The 19,748-nt window shown below is 59.8% G+C and carries 14 protein-coding genes; 12 read left to right on the top strand and 2 right to left on the bottom strand.

The features are described from left to right. Positions 1-562, top strand: a 562-nt coding sequence (locus VNM72_05650; protein ID HXF04881.1) for a DHHA1 domain-containing protein, incomplete at its 5' end; no start/stop codon positions are given. A gap of 372 nt (positions 563-934) precedes the next feature. Here the strand turns inward: VNM72_05650 and VNM72_05645 are convergent. Further along, positions 935-2,338 (bottom strand): hypothetical protein, encoded by a 1,404-nt coding sequence (locus VNM72_05645; protein HXF04880.1) that lies wholly within the window; start codon positions 2,336-2,338, stop codon positions 935-937. A 412-nt stretch (positions 2,339-2,750) separates the two neighbouring features. Between VNM72_05645 and VNM72_05640 the strand changes: the two genes are divergently transcribed. The 7 genes from VNM72_05640 to VNM72_05610 all read left to right on the top strand — a co-directional run bounded on the left by VNM72_05640 (position 2,751) and on the right by VNM72_05610 (position 10,927). Then, the gene (locus tag VNM72_05640; protein HXF04879.1) at positions 2,751-2,951 is read left to right on the top strand and encodes a cold shock domain-containing protein; all 201 of its coding nucleotides are present in this window, start codon (positions 2,751-2,753) and stop codon (positions 2,949-2,951) included. A 325-nt stretch (positions 2,952-3,276) separates the two neighbouring features. Next, positions 3,277-4,140: a patatin-like phospholipase family protein gene (locus VNM72_05635; protein ID HXF04878.1), complete on the top strand. Its 864-nt coding sequence runs from the start codon at positions 3,277-3,279 to the stop codon at positions 4,138-4,140. A 185-nt stretch (positions 4,141-4,325) separates the two neighbouring features. Continuing rightward, positions 4,326-5,888, top strand: a complete 1,563-nt coding sequence (locus VNM72_05630) for an aldehyde dehydrogenase family protein (GenBank protein ID HXF04877.1) — start codon at positions 4,326-4,328, stop codon at positions 5,886-5,888. Positions 5,889-5,917: 29 nt separating this feature from the next. Then, on the top strand, positions 5,918-7,030 hold the full coding sequence (ald, locus tag VNM72_05625) for an alanine dehydrogenase (protein HXF04876.1): 1,113 nt from the start codon (positions 5,918-5,920) through the stop codon (positions 7,028-7,030). 217 nt (positions 7,031-7,247) lie between these two features. Beyond that, positions 7,248-7,955: a hypothetical protein gene (locus VNM72_05620; protein ID HXF04875.1), complete on the top strand. Its 708-nt coding sequence runs from the start codon at positions 7,248-7,250 to the stop codon at positions 7,953-7,955. Between the two features lie 728 nt (positions 7,956-8,683). Beyond that, positions 8,684-8,827, top strand: a complete 144-nt coding sequence (locus VNM72_05615) for a hypothetical protein (protein ID HXF04874.1) — start codon at positions 8,684-8,686, stop codon at positions 8,825-8,827. 132 nt (positions 8,828-8,959) lie between these two features. Then, positions 8,960-10,927, top strand: a complete 1,968-nt coding sequence (locus VNM72_05610; GenBank protein HXF04873.1) for a right-handed parallel beta-helix repeat-containing protein — start codon at positions 8,960-8,962, stop codon at positions 10,925-10,927. Positions 10,928-11,502: 575 nt separating this feature from the next. Here VNM72_05610 and VNM72_05605 read toward each other — a convergent pair. After that, positions 11,503-12,348, bottom strand: a complete 846-nt coding sequence (locus VNM72_05605; GenBank protein HXF04872.1) for a hypothetical protein — start codon at positions 12,346-12,348, stop codon at positions 11,503-11,505. 445 nt (positions 12,349-12,793) lie between these two features. Between VNM72_05605 and VNM72_05600 the strand changes: the two genes are divergently transcribed. From VNM72_05600 to bamA, 4 genes are all read left to right on the top strand, one after another. After that, a complete protein-coding gene (locus VNM72_05600) occupies positions 12,794-14,074 on the top strand; it encodes an ABC transporter permease (protein HXF04871.1) in 1,281 nt (426 codons plus the stop codon). Further along, the gene (locus VNM72_05595; protein HXF04870.1) at positions 14,067-14,798 is read left to right on the top strand and encodes an ABC transporter ATP-binding protein; all 732 of its coding nucleotides are present in this window, start codon (positions 14,067-14,069) and stop codon (positions 14,796-14,798) included. Before VNM72_05600 ends, VNM72_05595 begins: the two co-directional genes overlap by 8 nt. A gap of 19 nt (positions 14,799-14,817) precedes the next feature. Continuing rightward, positions 14,818-17,196 (top strand): ATP-dependent Clp protease ATP-binding subunit, encoded by a 2,379-nt coding sequence (locus VNM72_05590; GenBank protein HXF04869.1) that lies wholly within the window; start codon positions 14,818-14,820, stop codon positions 17,194-17,196. Between the two features lie 79 nt (positions 17,197-17,275). Then, the coding region (bamA, locus tag VNM72_05585; GenBank protein ID HXF04868.1) for an outer membrane protein assembly factor BamA at positions 17,276-19,748 on the top strand (2,473 nt) is incomplete at its 3' end.

The following is a 19,748-nucleotide window of genomic DNA, read 5'->3' as shown; positions in this document are numbered from 1 at the left end:
GTCGGTCGAGGAAAAAATCGCGCGGCTGACCGAGATGCTGAAGACGTCGCCCGAGGAACTGCCGGCGCAGATCGAACGGTGGCAAGCGGAGTTGGCCCGGCTCAGACGAGAAGTGGATACATTGCGGCTGAAACTGGCCGGTCAGGCTGTTGCCGATGCCTTGGAGCGCGTGCGCGAAGTAAACGGCGTCAAGGTGCTGGCTGAGAAAGTCGAAAACCTTGATGCTGCCGCTCTGCGCGAGCTGGCCGACCGATTGCTCAACAAGCTATCGTCGGGAGTCGTCGTGCTCGGTCAAATTCAGGACGGCAAAGCCGCCCTCGTCGTCCGCGTCTCGCGCGATCTGACATCTCACCTGCACGCGGGCAAAATCATCAAAGAGCTGGCGGCGATTGTCGGCGGACGCGGCGGCGGTCGAGCGGAATTGGCCGAGGCCGGTGGGCGGGCTCCCGAGAAACTCCCCGAAGCCCTCGAAGCGGCTTACCGCATTGTCGCCGACATGATTGCCCCGAAGAACGTGCCGGAAAAGATGGAGCCACAATCTCAGGGGGGTGGCCTACAATAGCCCGCGTCGCGCCGGGGAGAGCTTACATCTTGCCCCTTCAGGGCTTCGAACCTCCTTCGAGAAATAGCGCCGGTTGCTTTGGCCAGGATGCGACCTGAGGGGCCTCATACTCCCAATTCCTGTCCGGCACGTCATTCGCCCCATTATGGCGATGTCACCGGTGTTTGACTCTGGGCTTCTGACGCTGCATCCGTGCGCGACCGCAACGAGGACAGACCCACTTTCGCTGCTTGTGAAAGCTGCGTTTTTGTTCGACCATCTTGATTCGGCATCGCCGACAGGTCATAAATCTTCCTCCGCAACGTCCTCGCCGACGAGGTCATCCCCGGGTCGAGCGGAAGGGGCTTCTGAGAACTCTTTCCGGCGTGCACCTTAACGCAACGCGCCCCGTCCCCATGCCGGATGAAAGCTCCGCCCGTCAGTTGTCAATCGCATCAGGCCTGTCCCGCTTGCGTTAATGGCGTAAAGATCGCCGCGCTCGAGCGTGAGCAGAAGGTCGCGGCTGACGGCGACGTCAAAGGCCAGCATCTGACCGTCGGGCGACCACGTCGGGTTGAGGACAAACTGAGTTGGAGCAGCGGAGGTCAACTGGCGCAGGCCCGTTCCATCGGCGTTGATGACAAAAAGATCCGCCCAGCCTGCCGACAGATCACCCGAAACGGCCATCTGCACGAAAGCAAGGCGGCGCCCATCCGGACTCCAGCGCGTTTGCAGTACGAGATGAAGAGGTCCGAAAATATTCGTCGGTACCTGATAGATCGCCCGGATGGTGGCACCGTCAGGAGTCACCAGCGCAACGAAGGATTCTCCGGCAAACGAACCGTTGGCGGCACAGGCGATGAGGTCTTGAACCGGAGACCAGTCCGCGCCAACCAATCGGAAATCCGGCCGATTCGGCACCGTGAGAGTTCGGACGAAACTGCCATCCGATCGCCAGATACTGAGCGTTCCCGTGATTTGAGGTTTCCAGGCGGTGCGTGTTGATCCCGGCGGCCCCGTCGGATCGGGTTCTTGCACCAGGGATGTCGTGGAAATCTCGTTGGTGACCACAAGCTGAGCGCCATCGCGGGACCATGAAGGTTCGACGGATTTGGAGATTTGCGGCTTTATGGTGATGGTGCCCACATTGGTCACCTGACCCGCCTGAACCGTGATGGGAGCAAATCCAACCGACAGCGCCGAACCGCGCGGCGGCGGATAGGTCACCGATGCCTGAGCCCGAACCCAGGTTGCACCGGCAGCAACATTGGTCAACACAAAGGTGCCATCATTGCGGCAGGTCGCACTGTCGGGCGATCCCTGAGCAGTGACGACACAGGTGGGGAATGTTCCTTGCGCGCCGTCATTGGATTGCGCGACGACGCGGCCCATGATCGTCCCGGTTGGCCCCGGAAGCTGACCGAGCACGCCAAAGCCCGTCATCTGCCGGAGATTCATTCCCTCAAGACCAAGGGTGAAAATGCTGTGCGATTCCAGGCTAAACAGGGCGTTGAAATTTCCCGAGAAGGCCAGCCGGGTGTAGTCCTTCGACCAAACGGGTTTGCCGAGCAATGTTCCGGGTTGGTCGAACGCTGTGAGCGTCACCTGCCGCGCCGGATTTTGCGCATCCATGAGCCGAATATTGGTGATCCAGCGCGTTGGATCCGCCAGTCCCGTATCCTCATGGATGTATGCGATGATTCCCGGCGCCAGCCCCTGATTCTTTCCGCCAGCTTCAGGCGAGGGAACCATCATCAGCAAGACAACGAGAACCACGGCAACCGTCACGATCCGCATTACTGGGTCCCTCCTGTTTGTTCTCAGATGCGGTATTGTACCTCTTCGCTCCTCTATCAGGCGAGCCGGCTTCCGGAGGGCTGTTCGGGTCGCCGGCAGTCGGCGGCGGAATTTCCAGGGCCGCGCTGAACCGCTTGAGTGGTGGATACAACTCACCCGCCGACAGCTCGCGCCTGAGAGGCTGATGATCTCCGAAAAATTTCCTTGACTTTAGGATGATCTTCCTATAGTATCCAGCGGCGTTTGTGGTCGTATGATGTGCAGGCAAGGAGTGGTTCCTTTCGGGGATGGGCCGCAAGGTAGCGATGTTGTCCCGCAGGCGCCTGCGGCTTTTCCTGTTTCGGTGGTGTTGCTGGGGCTGGGTCGCCCCCGTGAATTTTTCTGGTGAGGAGGTTTTTTGAACATGCCCAGAGTGAGAGGGAGAGTTAAATGGTTTAACAACCAAAAGGGGTACGGGTTCATCGAGCAGCCGGATGGTCGCCCCGATGTCTTTGTTCACTACTCGGCAATTCGTGAGGAGGGGTACAAGTCGCTTCAGGAAGGACAGATTGTCGAATTCGACTTAGTTGAAGGACCCAAAGGGCCGCAAGCGGAAAACGTGGTCAAACTGTAGATCAGCTATCCAGAGACGATCTCCAGACCGTCTGGACCGTCGGCATTCTTCAATGGAGAAGTTTGTCGGAGCGGTAAGATCCCACGTCCCATCGAGGGATCATGTTTTCCTGGTCTAACTGGGCTGCCGATGCGGAATTTCCCTGCCGCGCCGTCGGGAATGGATATGTTCGGCAGACGATCCTAACGGCCTGGCGTTGAGTCCGGGCTGCCTTGTGGGGTCAGGGAACTTGGTCCCTCGCGCCTTTTTGAGCGCTCCGGGAGCAGGGGAGATTCTCTTCCTTTGTTTGAGAATGGAATGCCCGATACAATTATTCCCAGCACCGATGGCCAGGGAAAAAGAGCGACCGAAGATCGGACTCGTCCTCGGCGGAGGCGGGGCCAAGGGAATGGCGCACCTGGGCGTGCTCAAGGTCCTCGAGGAAGCTCACTTCCCCATTGATTACATTGCCGGGACAAGCGTCGGAGCCTTCATTGGCGGAGCCTATGCCAGCGGCGTGCCTCTGAACGAGATGATCGAGGTCGCCAAGCGGGTTCGGTGGAACGATCTCGGTCGGCTGACGATCTCCAAAATGGGCTGGCGCGATAGCTCTCGCATGGAGGACTTCATCCGTGAGCATTTTCCCGCCAGGACTTTTGAAGAGTTGCGAATCCCTCTGGCCGTGGTCGCCGCCGATATTTGTACGGGGCAGATGCGGATTTTCACCAGTGGAGACCTGGCCCGCGCGATTCGAGCCAGTTGCGCAATTCCCGGCTTTTTCACGCCTGTCATTGATGAAGCGGGCCGAATGCTCGTTGACGGAGGGATCGTGGCGAACCTGCCAACGCTGGTAGCGATTTCTCTTGGAGCGGATCGGGTGATCGCCGTCAACGTGAATGCCCATCCCGTCTTGACGACTCCCCCGACCAATGTGTTTCAGCTTTATTTTCAGTCGCTGGCCATCATGGCGCAGACCTCGCAGCACTACCTCATGGAGTATGCCGATGTGATCGTGACGCCCGACGTCGGCTCTATATTCTGGGACGAACTGGATCGGGCCGAAGAAGCCATTCGTGCGGGTGAAGAGGCCATGCGACAGAAGCTCCCGGCCTGCCGCCAGTTGCTGCGGCGCAAGCGAGAGGGGCTGTTGAGCCGCCTGGCCAAAGCCCTGATCGTGGACCGACGTCGCGCCGCTCCTCTCAAATATTGAACGAAGCGGGGCAAGAAGAATGCCCGTCAGAGGCCGGGTTTCCACCGGGCTCCGGAACCCCGAAATGATGCTGCTTGCCTCTCTCCGCCCGGGTGTAATATAGTGACCGGGGCATACGGGAGGAAAGTAAATGCCGCGAAATTGATCAGAAGGAGGCACTCATGGCCAGAGCCAAAGCCACTGTGATGCGAGGGCGGTCGGCCAAGCCCTCACCGGCGCTTCGGGCAGTGACTCCGACTCGCTACTTCAACTACATCGGAGGAGAATGGGTCCCCCCGGTCACCGGAGAATATTTTGAGAATCGCAATCCGGCCGATACCCGTGAAGTCATCGGACTCTTTCCCCGGTCCGGCAGCGAAGATGTCAATCGGGCTGTGGCGGCCGCTCGCGAGGCCTATGATCGGTGGCGTCTCGTCCCAGCACCCAAACGGGCGGAAATTCTCTACCGGCTGGGCCACTTGCTCATCCAGCGGAAAGAGGAATTTGCCCGCCAGATGACGCGCGAGATGGGCAAGATCCTCAAGGAAACGCGAGGAGATGTCCAGGAAGCCATTGACCTGGCCTTTTTCATGGCCGGGGAAGGGCGTCGGCTCTACGGGCAAACGACCCCCTCGGAACTGCCCAATAAATTCGCCATGTCGCTCCGAGCGCCGTTGGGTGTTGCCGCTCTCATCACGCCCTGGAATTTCCCCATGGCTATTCCGTCCTGGAAATTGCTCCCGGCGATTCTGTGCGGCAATACGGTCGTGCTCAAGCCGGCCGAGGATACGCCTCTGTCGGCCTATAACCTGGTCAAAGCCTGCGAAGAGGCTGGCGTCCCTCCCGGAGTCGTCAATCTCGTGACGGGATTCGGGCCGGATGCCGGAGCCCCGCTGGTCGCGCATCCCGATGTGCGAGTCGTTTCCTTCACCGGCTCGACCGAAGTGGGACGGAAGGTGGCCGAAACCTGCGCCATCTCCTTCAAGCGATGTCATCTCGAAATGGGAGGCAAAAATGCCATCATCGTCATGGACGATGCCGACCTCGATCTGGCCGTGACGGGAGCGATCTGGGGCGGATTCGGGACAACCGGGCAACGGTGCACCGCATCCAGCCGCCTCATCGTCCATAAGAAGGTCTACAAGAAATTCCTCGCTCAGTTCGTCGAACGGGCCAAAGCCTTGCGCGTCGGCAACGGCCTGGACGAGACGACCGACATGGGACCTGTGATCAATCCCAGCCAGGTGGAGAAAATTCTCCACTACATCTACATCGGACAAAAACAGGACAAGGCCAAACTCGTTTGCGGGGGACGCCGCCTGACCAGCGGTCCCTACGCGCACGGCTACTTCTTCGAGCCCACGATTTTCGCCGATTGTCACTCTGACATGGTGATTTGCCAGGATGAGATTTTCGGCCCGGTCGTCTCGGTCATTCCCTGCAGCTCGCTCGAAGAGGCCATCGAAATCGGAAACAGCGTTCGCTACGGCCTCTCCGCCTCCATTTATACCCGGGACATCAACAAAGCCTTCATCGCCATGCGCGAGATGGTCACCGGCATCTTCTATGTGAATGCGCCGACCATTGGAGCCGAGACGCACCTGCCCTTTGGCGGGATGAAAGATACGGGCAACGGCCATCGCGAGGCCGGTGTTCAAGCTCTCGATGTCTTCACCGAGTGGAAAGCCGTCTACGTGGATTACAGTGGAACACTCCAACGGGCCCAAATTGATACGGTGGATGTATCGAGTCTCACTGTCCAGACGTGAGACCCACCGACGCTGACGGGGGAGGGGTTATGATCATCGGAGTTCCCAAGGAGATCAAACCGGACGAATACCGGGTGGGAGTTGTCCCGGCGGGCGTCAAAGCCCTGACCGACGAAGGCCACACCGTCTATATCGAGGCGGGAGCCGGAATCGGCAGTGGCATTTCCGATCGAGAATATCAGGCCGCCGGGGCCCGGATCCTGGACGACCCCGAGGAGCTTTGGGCTCGCGCCGACATGATCCTCAAAGTCAAAGAGCCCATCGAGCCGGAGTATCCCCGGATGCGACCGGGTCAGATCATCTTCACCTTTCTCCATCTGGCGCCAGCTCCGGAGTTGACCCGCCAGATGCTCGAACGCAAAGTGACGGGGATCGCTTATGAAACCATAACCAATGCCGAAGGTGCACTCCCGCTGCTGACGCCCATGAGCGAAGTCGCCGGTCGCATGTCCATTCAAGTCGGCGCGACTTATCTGCAAAAAATCCATGGCGGGCGCGGCGTTTTGCTCGGCGGTGTGCCGGGCGTTCTCCCGGCCAAAACCGTCGTCATCGGCGCGGGCGTTGTGGGAACCAATGCCGTGAAAATGGCCGTGGGGATGGGCGCACAGGTCACCGTCATTGACAAGAACCTCGACCGATTGCGCTATCTCGACGATATTTTCGGCAGCCGCATCCGCACGCTGGTCTCCAATTCCTACAACATCTGGAACGCCATCGAGAATGCCGACCTGGTCATCGGAGCCGTGCTGATTCCCGGCGCGGCCGCTCCCAAGCTGATTACCCGGAAGATGCTGGGCTCCATGCACAAGGGGGCCGTCATTGTAGACGTGGCCGTGGACCAGGGAGGATGCGTGGAAACCTCTCATCCCACCACTCACAGCGACCCCGTCTTTTTCGTAGATGATGTACTGCACTACTGCGTGGCCAACATGCCGGGAGCGGTGCCTCGCACGTCCACGTTCGCTCTGACCAATGTGACGCTGCCCTATGCGCTGAAACTCGCCTCGCAGGGACTGATCACAGCTCTGAAATCTGACCCCGGCCTGAAGGCGGGCGTCAACACCTATCGCGGCTATGTGACGCATCCGGCGGTGGCTGAGTCGCAGGGACGCGAATACGTCCCGCTGGATGAACTCCTCTGACCAGGCGCCCGGGCGAGATGCTCACGCCATTGATAAGGGTTCAATGGCTCCCGGGGAACCGCATTGTGGTACCGACCGGAGGCCATCTGAAATGGTCGGTGGCGACCACGGTCGTGTTGAAGCTACAGCCCGGCTCTTTTGCGGTACGACTTCCAGCCAGCTCCATCGGGCGCTTATTCTCTCGGCCTGAAGCAGCCATCACGGTAACAGAAGACTCATGACCAGGAACACATCATCTGCACTCCATCGCCTTCTGCATCGCGCCCGTGAAGCTTATGGCGGCCTCCAGCGGTTGCAAAACATCAGTTCCTTCCGTGCGGAGTACGCCTATACCGAACAACGTCCGAACGGTCCCCTCGTCGCGTGGAGAAATCGAACCTATCGGGTACGCGGCGGGCGAATCCGAATCGAGGAGGAGTACCCGGACGGCATGCTCATCATCCGCGTGGTTAATCTTCAGCAAGGATGGATCATCGTTCGACCGGCTGACGAGAACAAAGACATCATCGCCGAACTGTCTCCGGAGGAGGTCGGGCGAATACGGCGAGACGTCAAGATCATTCCGGCGAACTTCCTGGCTCATGCCGATGAGTACGATCTCCGGTACCTGGGCACGGGACCCGTTAAAGGATACCGGGGTCTGTGTCTCGATTTCGTGGACGAGGAGACATACTACTATTTTGATCCCTCGTCATACCTCTGTCGGCGAATGGCGGACTGGGCCACCGGTCATATATGGTCATTTCATCGGTATCGCCTGGTTGACGGCGTGGCCACACCACACCGGATCAAGATCCGCGACCTTCTGGGTCCGATCATCACGGCTGAACTTCTCCAGGTGCGCTATAACGTGCCGATTCCCGACACCCTCTTCTCCCCGGAAGCTGGGCGCGCAAGTGGTCCCGGCGAAGGTAGCCAGACGTGAAACGTCGGGAAAACGCGACGTGAACGGCGCGTTGAAGACGCGCCAGTGGGCCCGCACGATGCGGGCGCTCCCAGAAGACGAACCGCCCGTTGCAACACGCGCCGCCAGGTGCAATTGTTCAAGGGGCAATGGGCCGCGCAAGCGGCCCACGAGAAGGTAGCCAGACGTGAAACGTCTGGGAAACGGGACACGAATTAAATCCACCGCGCGTTGAAGACGCGCGAGACCGCCGCACGCGAGCGCTCCCGGCCCCCGAACGATTGCGGCGAGGGATCGAATGGGATGAACCCATCGGTCTTGCGCCTCTTCAAGGCGCGTCGTTTTATTTCGCGTGCATTGGAGGCAGGCTCCCGGCAACGTACCCCTGACCCTCAACGAACATGCCATCCCCCGGCGGACCGGGAAATTTGAGTCCCCCGACAGGACGAGGAAACATGGCGCTCCCTGAGAGGGCTTTGAAAGACGGCAGACTTTTCGCTTGACAGCCAAAAAAGAACCGTGCTAAAGTCCCGCTGTCATCGAATAGCTTCGGGGGGTAAGGGAAGGCTTTCCCCGGCTTCCCTGAGCCGATCGGAGCCCGGCGGGAAAGAAAACGCTCCTCAGGGCTGAGGCTCTGACCGATTCCCTTAAGCCAACGTGACGCTCCGCAGAGGAGCACAAGCCAGCCAAGCGGGAAGAATTGTTGATGGTACGGGAAACGATGAAAACCCCGTGAGCGCCCGCTTGCAGTGGACATGGTGCTGACAGGGCCCGCCCGGGGCGTGCGCTCGCGGGGATTGTTGGAGGGATCCTTCATGGAGCTGGTGCTTCAGACGATGAAAACCAACCCACAGATCACACCGATTCTCACCCAGGAAGACCTATCGGCGTGACTCTGTGAAATCCGTGGCCTTTATCAGGAGGAGACTATGAAAAGAACAGACACAAGACAAAGTCACTCTTTGAAGACTGCTCGGTCAGAGCTTGCGCGGCTAAGGAGGCGAGGGCGTCGGGCCCTGGGGGTGATGCTTCTGGCCTGGGCGATGACGCTGGCCCCTTTGCCCTGGCCCGTCCCCCCGGTGATGGCCGCCACTTTCACCGTCACCTCGACAGCAGACAATCTGATTAGTGATGGTTTGTGCACATTGCGCGAAGCCATCAGGGCTGCAAACGACGCTGCGAGCAATGACTGCGGCACAGGCAGCGTGGCTAACGATACGATCATTCTCCAATTGGGGCAGACCTACACACTGAGCCTTGAGGATTCGGGTACGCCGGGAGACGAAGACGCGGCAGCCGAAGATGACCTTGATATTGAGAATGCGATGTCTGCCGGGACGCTCACCATTCAGGGTAGTGGGGCGACGATCCGGCGCGATCCGACCCTTGCGTGCAGTCTCAATGGCACGGACGCGGTGGGCGAATTCCGCATCTTCGAGGTCCTGACGGGAGGCGATCTCACGCTGCAAAACGTGACGGTCACAAACGGCTGCGCCGATGACGCGGACGGCGGCGGCATCCTCAACGACGGCACGCTGACGATCCAGAGTAGCACGATCTCGAACAATATCACGGACGGCGTTGGCGGTGGCATTGATGACGACGGTGGCACGGTGACGATCACCAACAGCACGATCTCGAACAATACCGCGGACGAGGATGGTGGTGGCATCTTCAACGATGACGAGATAACGATCACCAACAGCACGATCTCGGACAATACCGCGGACGACGACGGCGGCGGCATCGACAACTTCGGCACGGTGGACGTCACCAACAGCACGATCTCGGACAATAGCGCGGACGACGACGGCGGCGGCATCCGCAACTTCGGCACGGTGACGCTCACCAACAGCACGATCTCGGACAACAGCGCGAACGGCGACGGCGGTGGGATCTGGAACGACGGCGTGATGGACATCACCAACAGCACGATCTCGGGCAATCACGCGGACCAGGCTGGCGGCGGCATCTACAACGACTTCGGCGAGGTGGAGATCACCGACAGCACGATCTCGGGCAATAGCGCCAATAACGGTGGCGGCATCCGAAACGGGGGATCGGGCGCCACGATGACGATCGAAGGCAGCACGATCTCGGGCAATCGCGCGGACGACGTGGGCGGTGGCATCCGGAACTTCGGCGCCGAGGATGTGGTGCTGACGATCATAAACAGCACGATCTCGGGCAACGAGACCGGCGGTTCCTCCGGTGACGATGGTGGAGGCATCTGGAACGGGGCGACGGTGGATGCCAGTTTCGTGACCATCGCCAACAATAACGCCGGCACCTCGGGCCAGGGGGGAGGGATATTCAACGGCGGCACCGATCCCAGCTTCACCATCAAGAACTCGATCGTGGGCAACAACAGCGCCGGAGGCGGCGGGGCGAATTGCTTCGACACGGGCGCGGGCGACTTCAGCGCTGACGGAGAAAACCTCGACACCGATGGGAGCTGTGCAACGCTCGATCCTGATTTCACTCAAGTGGCTTCGACCGGGGCCGGAGGGCTGAATCTCGGTCCGCTGGCCAATAACGGCGGGCCGACCCAGACGCATGCGCTCCAGGCTGGCAGTGCGGCGATTGATGCGGTGACGACATGCACCGACCTGATGGGTAACAATGTGACGACGGATCAGCGAGGGGTGACCAACGTGCGGACGCTCGAAGCACCCTGCGATGTGGGAGCGTATGAAGCGCGGCTTGTCACGCTCGATGATGACGGCTCGGCGCGATGCCTGGAGGTGGAGCGCGACACTCAGACCTATGCCTTCGATACCGTCACGAGCGGCATTCTGCTCGGACGGGCGCAGGTGACGGCGCGAGGAACCACTGAGCTGATCCGGAACATCGGGGGGAACCGGCTGGTAGGGACGGTCTCCACGTTCCGGGGGGTGAGAAGAGGTGTAGCAACCCTGACCGTGCCTTCGGTACGCCGCATCTTCACGATTCGAGACGGCAACCTGGCCAACACCGCGCACGGGTGTTTCTAGGACAGGCGGATCGCCATTACCCCCCGTGAGGAAGGATAGACGTTCCCCGGCACGGGGGGAGAGGAGTGCCAGGCTGAGGGCAGGTTCCGGCAGGGAGGGTCGAAGGTTGGCCGTGCCGACGTCTCGGTTGTCGCGTTGAAGGCCGATGTTCGACCCGTCCCTGCCGGGACAGGCTGACGAATTCCTTTCCACCGATTCCACCGGTCAACGGATGGGCTGTTGTCACTCGTCCCTGGCGGGACGATGGGATTATCCCGTCTACACAAATGTGAACGGGTGAGATATTTTCACCCCCCTAAGCCCGAGTGTATGAAAGGGAAACGGTGTTTCCGTGCTTGTGGCGTCGCCTCGGAGTAACCAACGGAATAAATTCAGTCAGGCCCAGATATGGCAATTTTCGCCGGGAGCAATAGCGGCGTATCCTCACCTCCGGTGCAGGAGGTTTTTCCCGGCTGATGGGGGGATGGGGTTCGGAGGGGTGAGGATACGCCGTCGTGGGAAACGGAAGAGAGCCGATCCGCCTCCCTACAGGCGACTCCGCGAAAACCACCGGTTGGCGGATCGAACGCGACATTCTATCTCCTTCCTCGTGTTTGCTGGGAGACTTTGAAACCGGTGATGAACTGGTCGAGCCCGTTGCGCTGAAGGACGATATTGCCGGAACCCACCGTACCTGGTGCGAAGAAGTTCTCGACTTCCAGTTTGCCCAGGCCTCGACCATCGGTCGTCAGCGTCCCGATGGGGACATTTGTCATTGCATCGGGAGATCGGAGGATGACATCGTAGGTCGTGTTGGGTTCAGCACCGGCCACCCTCACTTCGATCTCCGAAACACCCACGTCCTGCTCGATTTCGGCGCGACCTTCGAGCAGCCGATCCGTTCCACAGCTGGAGAGCGTTGTGGGTTGGTTGACCTCCGAGCAACGGACGAGTCCGGCTTCGAGGTTCGGTTGAGTGATTTCGTCCGGTTCGAGGACCTCGATGATGAAGCCGGTCAGGAACTGATCGAGGTTCTCTCGTTCGAGAACAACGGTGCCCGCACCCACGTCGTTGAAGCGGAAAAAGCCGGTCAGTTCCGCATTGGCGTTTCCGGTCGCGTTGGTGCGGATCTCTCTCAGCGTTCGTTCGGTCGAACCATCGAGAGAGCGATAAACGGCTGTATAGATGACGTTGGGTTGCGCCCCGAAAATCTTGATCTGAACTTTCCCCTGCCTGTTGATCGAAGCCGTTCCCCAGTTGAGCGGATCGCTGCCGCAGTTACTCAGGGTCGTCGGCACGGTGACCTCGGAGCAGCGAACCAGGGCCGCTTCAAAATCAGCTCCGCGAATGGGTCTACTGGGTCTACCCCTTTGAGCCTGCGTCATCGGTGTAAGAAGGGTGAAGACAAAAATAACGAGAAACATCCGGTACTTCATTCTCACCTTATCCTCCACATACGGGCGACCGATGGATCGCCTCTTTGTGCGATGGCCCAAGTGGCAGCCACTCGGCCTCATACCTCTTCGCTCCTTTGTCTCCACCATAGTAGTGGTCCTGCCCGGGAGAAAAATACACTCCTGGTTTCAATTCCCCGTCAAAGCCCGTGACCTCCACTCTCCAACGCCGCCTGACCACGTCACGCGGTTGATTCCCTACGCCTTCCACCTGGATGGAGCCCTATTGGATGTGGTGCACTGCCCCGGACAGGGCTGTATCGAGTGATTTGAAGCGGCAATTCCCGGTCCTGTAAGCGGCCAAGACAGCGCTGATGGGGGCGGTGTGGTCCAGGCCACTGGGACGGTGCAAGATGCCGAGTATCGGTGTGCGTCTGTGCCTTCGCTGACGGTCGGGTTTGTTCTATCGTATACTAGTGCCGGGCGAGCGAAGATGACAGAACGAACGCAGACAGGCACGTCGTGGCGAGACCTTTTGCGCCCGAGTCCCCTGGAGATGATGATTGCCCTGCGCTATCTCACGGCCCGGCGCAAGCAGGCGGTAATTGCGGTGATCAGCCTCATTGCCATCATCGGGATCGCGGCGGGGGTAGCTGTGCTGATCATTGCTCTGGCCCTGGTCAACGGATTCGATCAGGATATTCAAAGCAAGCTGCTGGCCGGGACCGCCCACCTCAATCTCCTGCGCAAGGATGGGCAGGGGATGGAGAATTACCCTCAGCTCATCGAGAAAGTTCGTCGCGTCCCCGGTGTACGGGCGGCGGCCCCGACGAGCTATCACAACGTTTTCATCTCCGGATACGGGAGCGCGATGGGGTTGATCCTCAAAGGAGTGGATGTGACAGCCCCTCGAGAAGCCAACGAGGTCTGGCATACGCTCGTCGAGGGACGCGTGGAAGACGTGAGCGCCTCAGACGGGCAGGTGCCCGGCATCATCCTGGGCAAAACGGTGGCCAAGGAACTGGGCGTGAAAGTGGGGGACATCCTGACGGTCATCTCTCCCGAAGGACGATTGACGCCGCTGGGACTGTCGCCCCGGATGGGACGGTTGCGGATCGTCGGACTGTTTCACTCCGGCCTGTACGAATACGATTCGTCGTGGGGATATGTCTCCTTCGACACGCTCCGGGAAGTGATCGGAATCGAGCATCCGGTCACCGTCATCCAGATGAAGGTCGAAGACATCTATGCCGTGAAAGAGATCGCCCGACGAGTCCTCGATGCCGTCGGCGCCGATTACACCACGACGGATTGGCAGGAATTGAATCAACCCGTTTTCGCCGCGTTGCAGATTCAGCGGCTGGTGGTGGTGGTCATCCTGACGCTCATGGTGTTGATTGCGGCTCTGAACATCATCACGACCCTGGTGATGATGGTGGTGGAGAAGACCAAGGATATTTCCATCCTCATGGCGATGGGGGCACGACCGGTGACCATTCAACGGATTTTCATGCTACAGGGAGTATTGCTGGGCGTGATCGGGACGGCTCTGGGGCTGGTGCTGGGGGTGGCGGCCAGTTCCCTGGCCGATCGCTATCACGTGATTCGTTTGCCGGAGACGATCTTTTCCATCTCCTACGCGCCGTTCAAGCTGCGGTTGAGCGATGCCGTGCTCGTCTCGATCATTGCCATCGGGATCAGTCTGGTGGCCACGATTTATCCGGCGCGATCGGCGGCGCGGCTCAATCCGGTCGAGGGGTTGAGGTATGAGTGAGCTGGCACGGGGACCCATGGAGATGAGCCGTCCACCGGCCGAGCGATCTCGGATCCTCCTTCGTGCCGAACGGCTCAACAAGATTTACACGAGCGGTCCTGCACCCGTGCATGTGTTGCGCGATCTGGAATTGACGATTGCCGCCGGGGAGATCGTGGCGATTGTCGGAGCTTCTGGCGCGGGCAAATCAACCTTGCTCCATCTGCTGGGGGGACTGGATCGTCCCACGTCGGGGACGGTCTTTTTCGATGAGTTTGACATCTTTTCCCAGGGTGATATAGACTTAGCCCGGTATCGCAATCAGACGGTTGGATTTGTCTTTCAATTTGCGGCGCTGTTGCCGGAATTCACGGCGTTGGAGAACGTGATGATGCCGCTACTGATCGGCGGCATGACGCGAAGCGAGGCGGCGGTGAGAGCACGGGCGATGCTGGAGAGCGTGGGACTTGGGGAGCGAGCGGCTCACCGACCGGCGCAGCTCTCCGGGGGCGAGCAGCAACGGGTGGCTCTGGCCCGCGCCCTGGTGCATCAGCCGCGCCTGCTTCTGGCCGATGAGCCCACAGGGAACCTCGACAGCCGAACTGGTGAAAGCGTCTTTCTCGTCCTCAAGCAGTTGCATCGGCAGCGGGGATTGACCTCGGTGATCGTCACCCACAATGAACGTTTGGCGTCGGGGTGTGATCGCGTGCTACACTTAAGCGACGGACAGATCAGGAGGGAGTGAAGGGGAGACGGCAAAAGCCATGTTTGAACGCTACACGGAAAAGGCACGTCGCGTCATCTTCTTTGCCCGCTATGAAGCCAGCCAGTTGGGGGCCAGCGCGATTGAAGCGGAACACATTCTGCTGGGGCTGCTCCGCGAAGACAAAGGGTTGGCCAGTCGCTTCCTGCGCTCGTTGACGGCCATTGAGGCTATCCGGCGGGAGATCGAAAGTCGCGCCGTCATCCGGGACAAGGTCTCCACCTCGGTGGAGCTTCCGCTCAGTCAGGAAGCTCGGCGGATTTTGAATTATGCCGCCGAAGAATCCGAGCGCCTCGGTCATCGTCACATCGGCACGGAGCACCTGCTGCTGGGATTGCTCCGGGAGGAAAATTCCCTGGCGGCGGAACTGCTGGCCGAGCGCGGGCTACGGCTCCATCACGTCCGCGATGAACTGATTCGATCGAGCACGGCCGAGCGCATTCAGCAGGCCAAGAAGGAGACGCCCCACATTGCCGAATTCAGTCGGGATCTGACGGAGATGGCGCTGGCCGGTAAGCTCGATCCACTCATCGGGCGAGAGGCCGAACTCGAACGGGTGATCCAGATTCTCTGTCGCCGGACCAAGAACAATCCCTGCTTGATCGGCGAGCCGGGCGTGGGCAAGACGGCGATTGTGGAAGGGCTGGCGCAGCGCATCGTCGCCGGAGATGTGCCCCCCTTCCTGCGGAACAAACGGATCGTGGCCCTCGATCTGAGCCTCATTGTCGCGGGCACGAAATATCGCGGCCAGTTTGAGGAGCGCCTCAAAGCGATCATGCGCGAGTTGATCGAGAACACGCAATACATCGTCTTCATTGATGAGCTGCATACGCTCGTCGGCGCCGGCAGCGCCGAGGGCTCGCTCGATGCCGCCAATATCCTCAAACCGGCTCTGTCACGAGGCGAGATTCAATGCATCGGCGCGACCGTTCCCTCCGAATATCGCAAGACGATCGAGAAGGACCGTTCGCTCGAACGTCGCTTCCAGGCCGTCAAAGTCCCGCCCCCCTCGGAAGAAGAAACCATCGCCATCCTCATGGGGATCAAGGAGCGGTACGAGGCGTATCATCACGTCCGGTACACCGACGAGGCCATTCGCGCCGCCGTTTACTACTCCAACCGCTATATTCCCGACCGCTTTCTCCCCGACAAAGGCATTGACCTGATTGACGAGGCCGGGGCTCGCGTCAAGCTCCGCCACGCGGCCATGCAAGCCGACCGGCGACGGCGCAGCATGCCCACCGACATCGGGCATCTGCTCTTCCGTCCGCGCTACCGCTTCTACACCGATGAGCCGGAATCGGACTTCGAGAGCGACTGCATCCTCGAAGTGACCAAGGAAGATATCGAGGAAGTGATCTCGCGCTGGACGGGGATCCCGGTCACAGCGATCAAGGAAGAAGAGCAACAGAAACTCCTCCGCATCGAGCAGGAGCTGCACAAGCGCGTGGTGAGCCAGGATGAAGCCATCTCGGCGCTGGCGCGGGCGATTCGACGGTCGCGGGCGGGATTGAAGAATCCCAATCGGCCCGTCGGCAGTTTCCTCTTCCTCGGCCCCACCGGCGTCGGCAAAACGGAAGTCGCCCGCAGTCTGGCCGAATTCCTCTTCGGCAGCGAACGGGCGATGATTCGCTTCGATATGTCCGAGTTCATGGAGAAACACTCGGTCGCCAAACTCATCGGCTCGCCACCGGGATATGTCGGACACGAGGAGGGCGGTCAACTGACCGAGAAGATCAAGCGAAATCCCTACTCGGTCGTTCTGCTCGATGAAATCGAGAAGGCGCATCCCGACATCTTCAACATCCTCTTGCAGGTATTCGAGGATGGTCGTCTCACCGACAGCCTGGGCAACACGGTGGATTGTCGCAATGCCATCTTCATCATGACCTCGAACATCGGAGCCCGCTTCATCCAGAAGCGCGGCCACGTGGGATTCCAGGCCTCCCCGGAACAGTCCCTGCAGAAGATCGAAGAGGAGGTCATGCACGCCGTTCATCAAACGTTCAATCCGGAATTTCTCAACCGGCTCGATGAGATCATCATCTTCCGACCTCTGGGCGACGAGGATTTGTTGAAGATCGTGGACCTGATGGTATCGCAGATGAACCGGACGATGGCGCATGTCGGGATCGAGGTGCGGCTCACGGACGAAGCCAAGGCCTGGATCGTGCAGAAGACCTGTTCGGATCGAACCTACGGAGCGCGACCGTTGCGACGCGCCCTGCAGAAATATATCGAGGACCCCCTCTCGGAGGCCATCATCCAGAAACGGTTCGTGGAGGGATCCATCGTGGAAGTCTACCTGGAGGGCGGAGAATCCCTCCAGTTTCGCCTGGCTGAGGTCGAAAACCCTGATGATGCCGTGCTCACGCGCTGACGGTAGGGCGCAGGACAGTGGCCCTGCACTCCGCCGCCGACTCGGGCGACTCCACTCCAATGGGGTGAGGGTTATGATCATGAAGCATCTCCTTGGCGCTCTCGTCACAGGAGTAGTGTTCATGATGGCCGTTCCCGGCGCAGCCGCTCAGGTCCAGACGCAGGTCCTGGTCGAGGACGTCGTCATTCGCGGGAATCGGCGATTGAGCCCGGATTCGATTCGCTACTATATCCAGACGCGCAAGGGCGATCCCTTCAATCCCGCTCAGATCGAGCGCGATCTGCAAGCGCTCTGGGCCCAAAATCTCTTTCGCATGATCCGCGTCTGGGCGCAGGACGGGCCCGAAGGCGGCAAGATCGTCACCTTCGAGGTGGAAGAAAATCCCATCATCCGGGACCTCAAATTCGTCGGCCTGAAGTCGGCGCAGGAGAGCGATGTGCTCCAGCGGTTCCGCGAAAAGCGCGTGGGCGTGAGCAAAGAGGCCATGTGGGATCCGGCCAAAGGGCAAGTGGCCCGCCGCGTCCTTCGAGAGTTCCTTGAAGAAAAGGGTCATCCCGACTCCACCATTGACATTGAGGTGGAGGAACTCTCGACGGCCGCCGTGGCCGTCACCTTCCGCATCAACGAGGGACCGCGCGTGCGGGTGGTGAAGATCGAGTTCGAGGGAAACAAGATTTTCTCCGATAAGAAACTGCGCAAGGAGATGAAATTCGTCCGCGAGGCGAGCTTCATCACCCGCTTCACCTCGCGCGACATCTACAACCGGGAGGCGCTGTCGAAGGCGCTGGAACGCATGCGGTTCTTCGCCCTCATGGATAACGGCTATCTCGATGCGCAAATTGGAGAACCGCGCGTGGAGATGATCGAGCAAGGAGGGGGCATCCCCATTCCCCTGTTGCGCAAGCCCCGACGCGGATTGAAAATCGTCATCCCCCTCAATGAGGGCCGTCAGTACCGCTTCGGGAAGATCAATGTCGAGGGCAATAGCCTGTTCACCGATGAGCAGATTCTCAAAGTCATCGGATTGAAAACCGGGGACATCGTCCGCTCCACCGTGATCCAGAAGGGAGTCTACGAGACGTTGAAAGACCTCTACGGGGCCAACGGCTATATCCAGATGGTGGCTACCCCCCGCCATGAACTTCAGGATGATCCGAACGACCCCGGCAAAGGCATCGCCGACTTCACCATCGAGATCGAAGAGGGCCGCCAGTTCACCCTCACCCGCCTCGATTTCACCGGGAATACGCTGACCCGCGACAAGGTCCTCCGCCGCGAAATGCTCGTGAACGAGGGGGAGGTCTTCAACCAGTTCCTGTGGAAACAGAGTCTGCTCCGGCTGAACCAGTTGGGATTTTTCGAGGAGATCAAGGATGAAAATGCCACCTTCCGCCCTAACGATCGTGACGGGACGCTGGAGATCGAACTGAACGTCAAAGAGAAGGGGCGCAATCAGATTCAATTCACCGGCGGCGCGAGCGGATGGGGCGGCAGCTTCATCGGCATCGAATACTCGACCAATAACTTCTTCGGTTACGGCGAATCGCTCACCTTCAGTCTGGCGCAGGGGAACCGCCAGCGCTACTTCCTCTTTTCCTTCACCGAACCGTATCTGCTGGATCGCAACGTCTCGGTCGGCTTCAGTATTTTCGCCCGCAGCCTCGATTTCTTCGGAGGAGGACTGGGAGTTGTCAGCGGCGGCTTTTTCGGCGGGTTCTTCCCCCTGAGCGCGCGGGGGGAGGAGCTGTTCAAGGATCGGTCCGCCGGCTTCAGCATCTTCGCCAGTACGCCCCTGGCGACTCTCACCAAGCGATGGTGGCGACTGGCTCAATTCTCCCGTGTCGGCCTGACCTATTCGTATAGCGGCAACTCGATTCAGGACCCCCCGGTCAACCGGGATAACAATCCCAATAACGACATCCCCGTCACCTTCCGTCAACCCGATATTCGCACGAGCACGCTCATTCCTTCGTTTGTCTACAACACGCTCAACCACCCGATTGATCCCACGTCGGGATCAAGCCTGTCGCTCTCGCTGGGAATCAGCGGAGGATTTCTCGGCGGCAATGTGAAGCTGATTCAGCCGGCCATCGAGTATCGCTTCTTCCGTCCCGCTCCCATCACGTTCTTTGGCAAACAAACGGTCATCGGCATGCGGGCGAGCTTCGGTCATGTGAGCACTTACGGCCAGCCCTTTAACTCGAACTCGCTGGCATTTGTCGGCGGCATCCCCATCTTCAATCGTTTCTTCCTCGGCGGCGAGTATGACATTCGCGGCTACGACTTCCGGGGCATCTCGCCTGTTTTCGAGGTCGAGCAACGATTCACCTCGAAGAATGTCGTTGCAGTCGCGGCCAGCGAGCCCGATCCGCTCAAGACGACAAATGTCCTCCCCGTCCTCGACGATGCGGCTCCGCCGACGACCCGCCCGTTCATCCGCAAGAGCGTTCTCGATAACTTCGTCTTCACCGACGAACTCCTGACGAAGACGCTGATCCCCGTCGGCGGCGACACGCAGCTTCTCTATAACTTTGAGTGGCGCATCCCGCTGG

The organism is Blastocatellia bacterium, assembly GCA_035573895.1.
In the GTDB taxonomy this organism is placed as follows: domain Bacteria; phylum Acidobacteriota; class Blastocatellia; order HR10; family HR10; genus DATLZR01.
The sequence above is the reverse complement of the archived record's forward strand: the minus strand, read 5'-3'. Positions and strand labels throughout refer to the sequence as shown.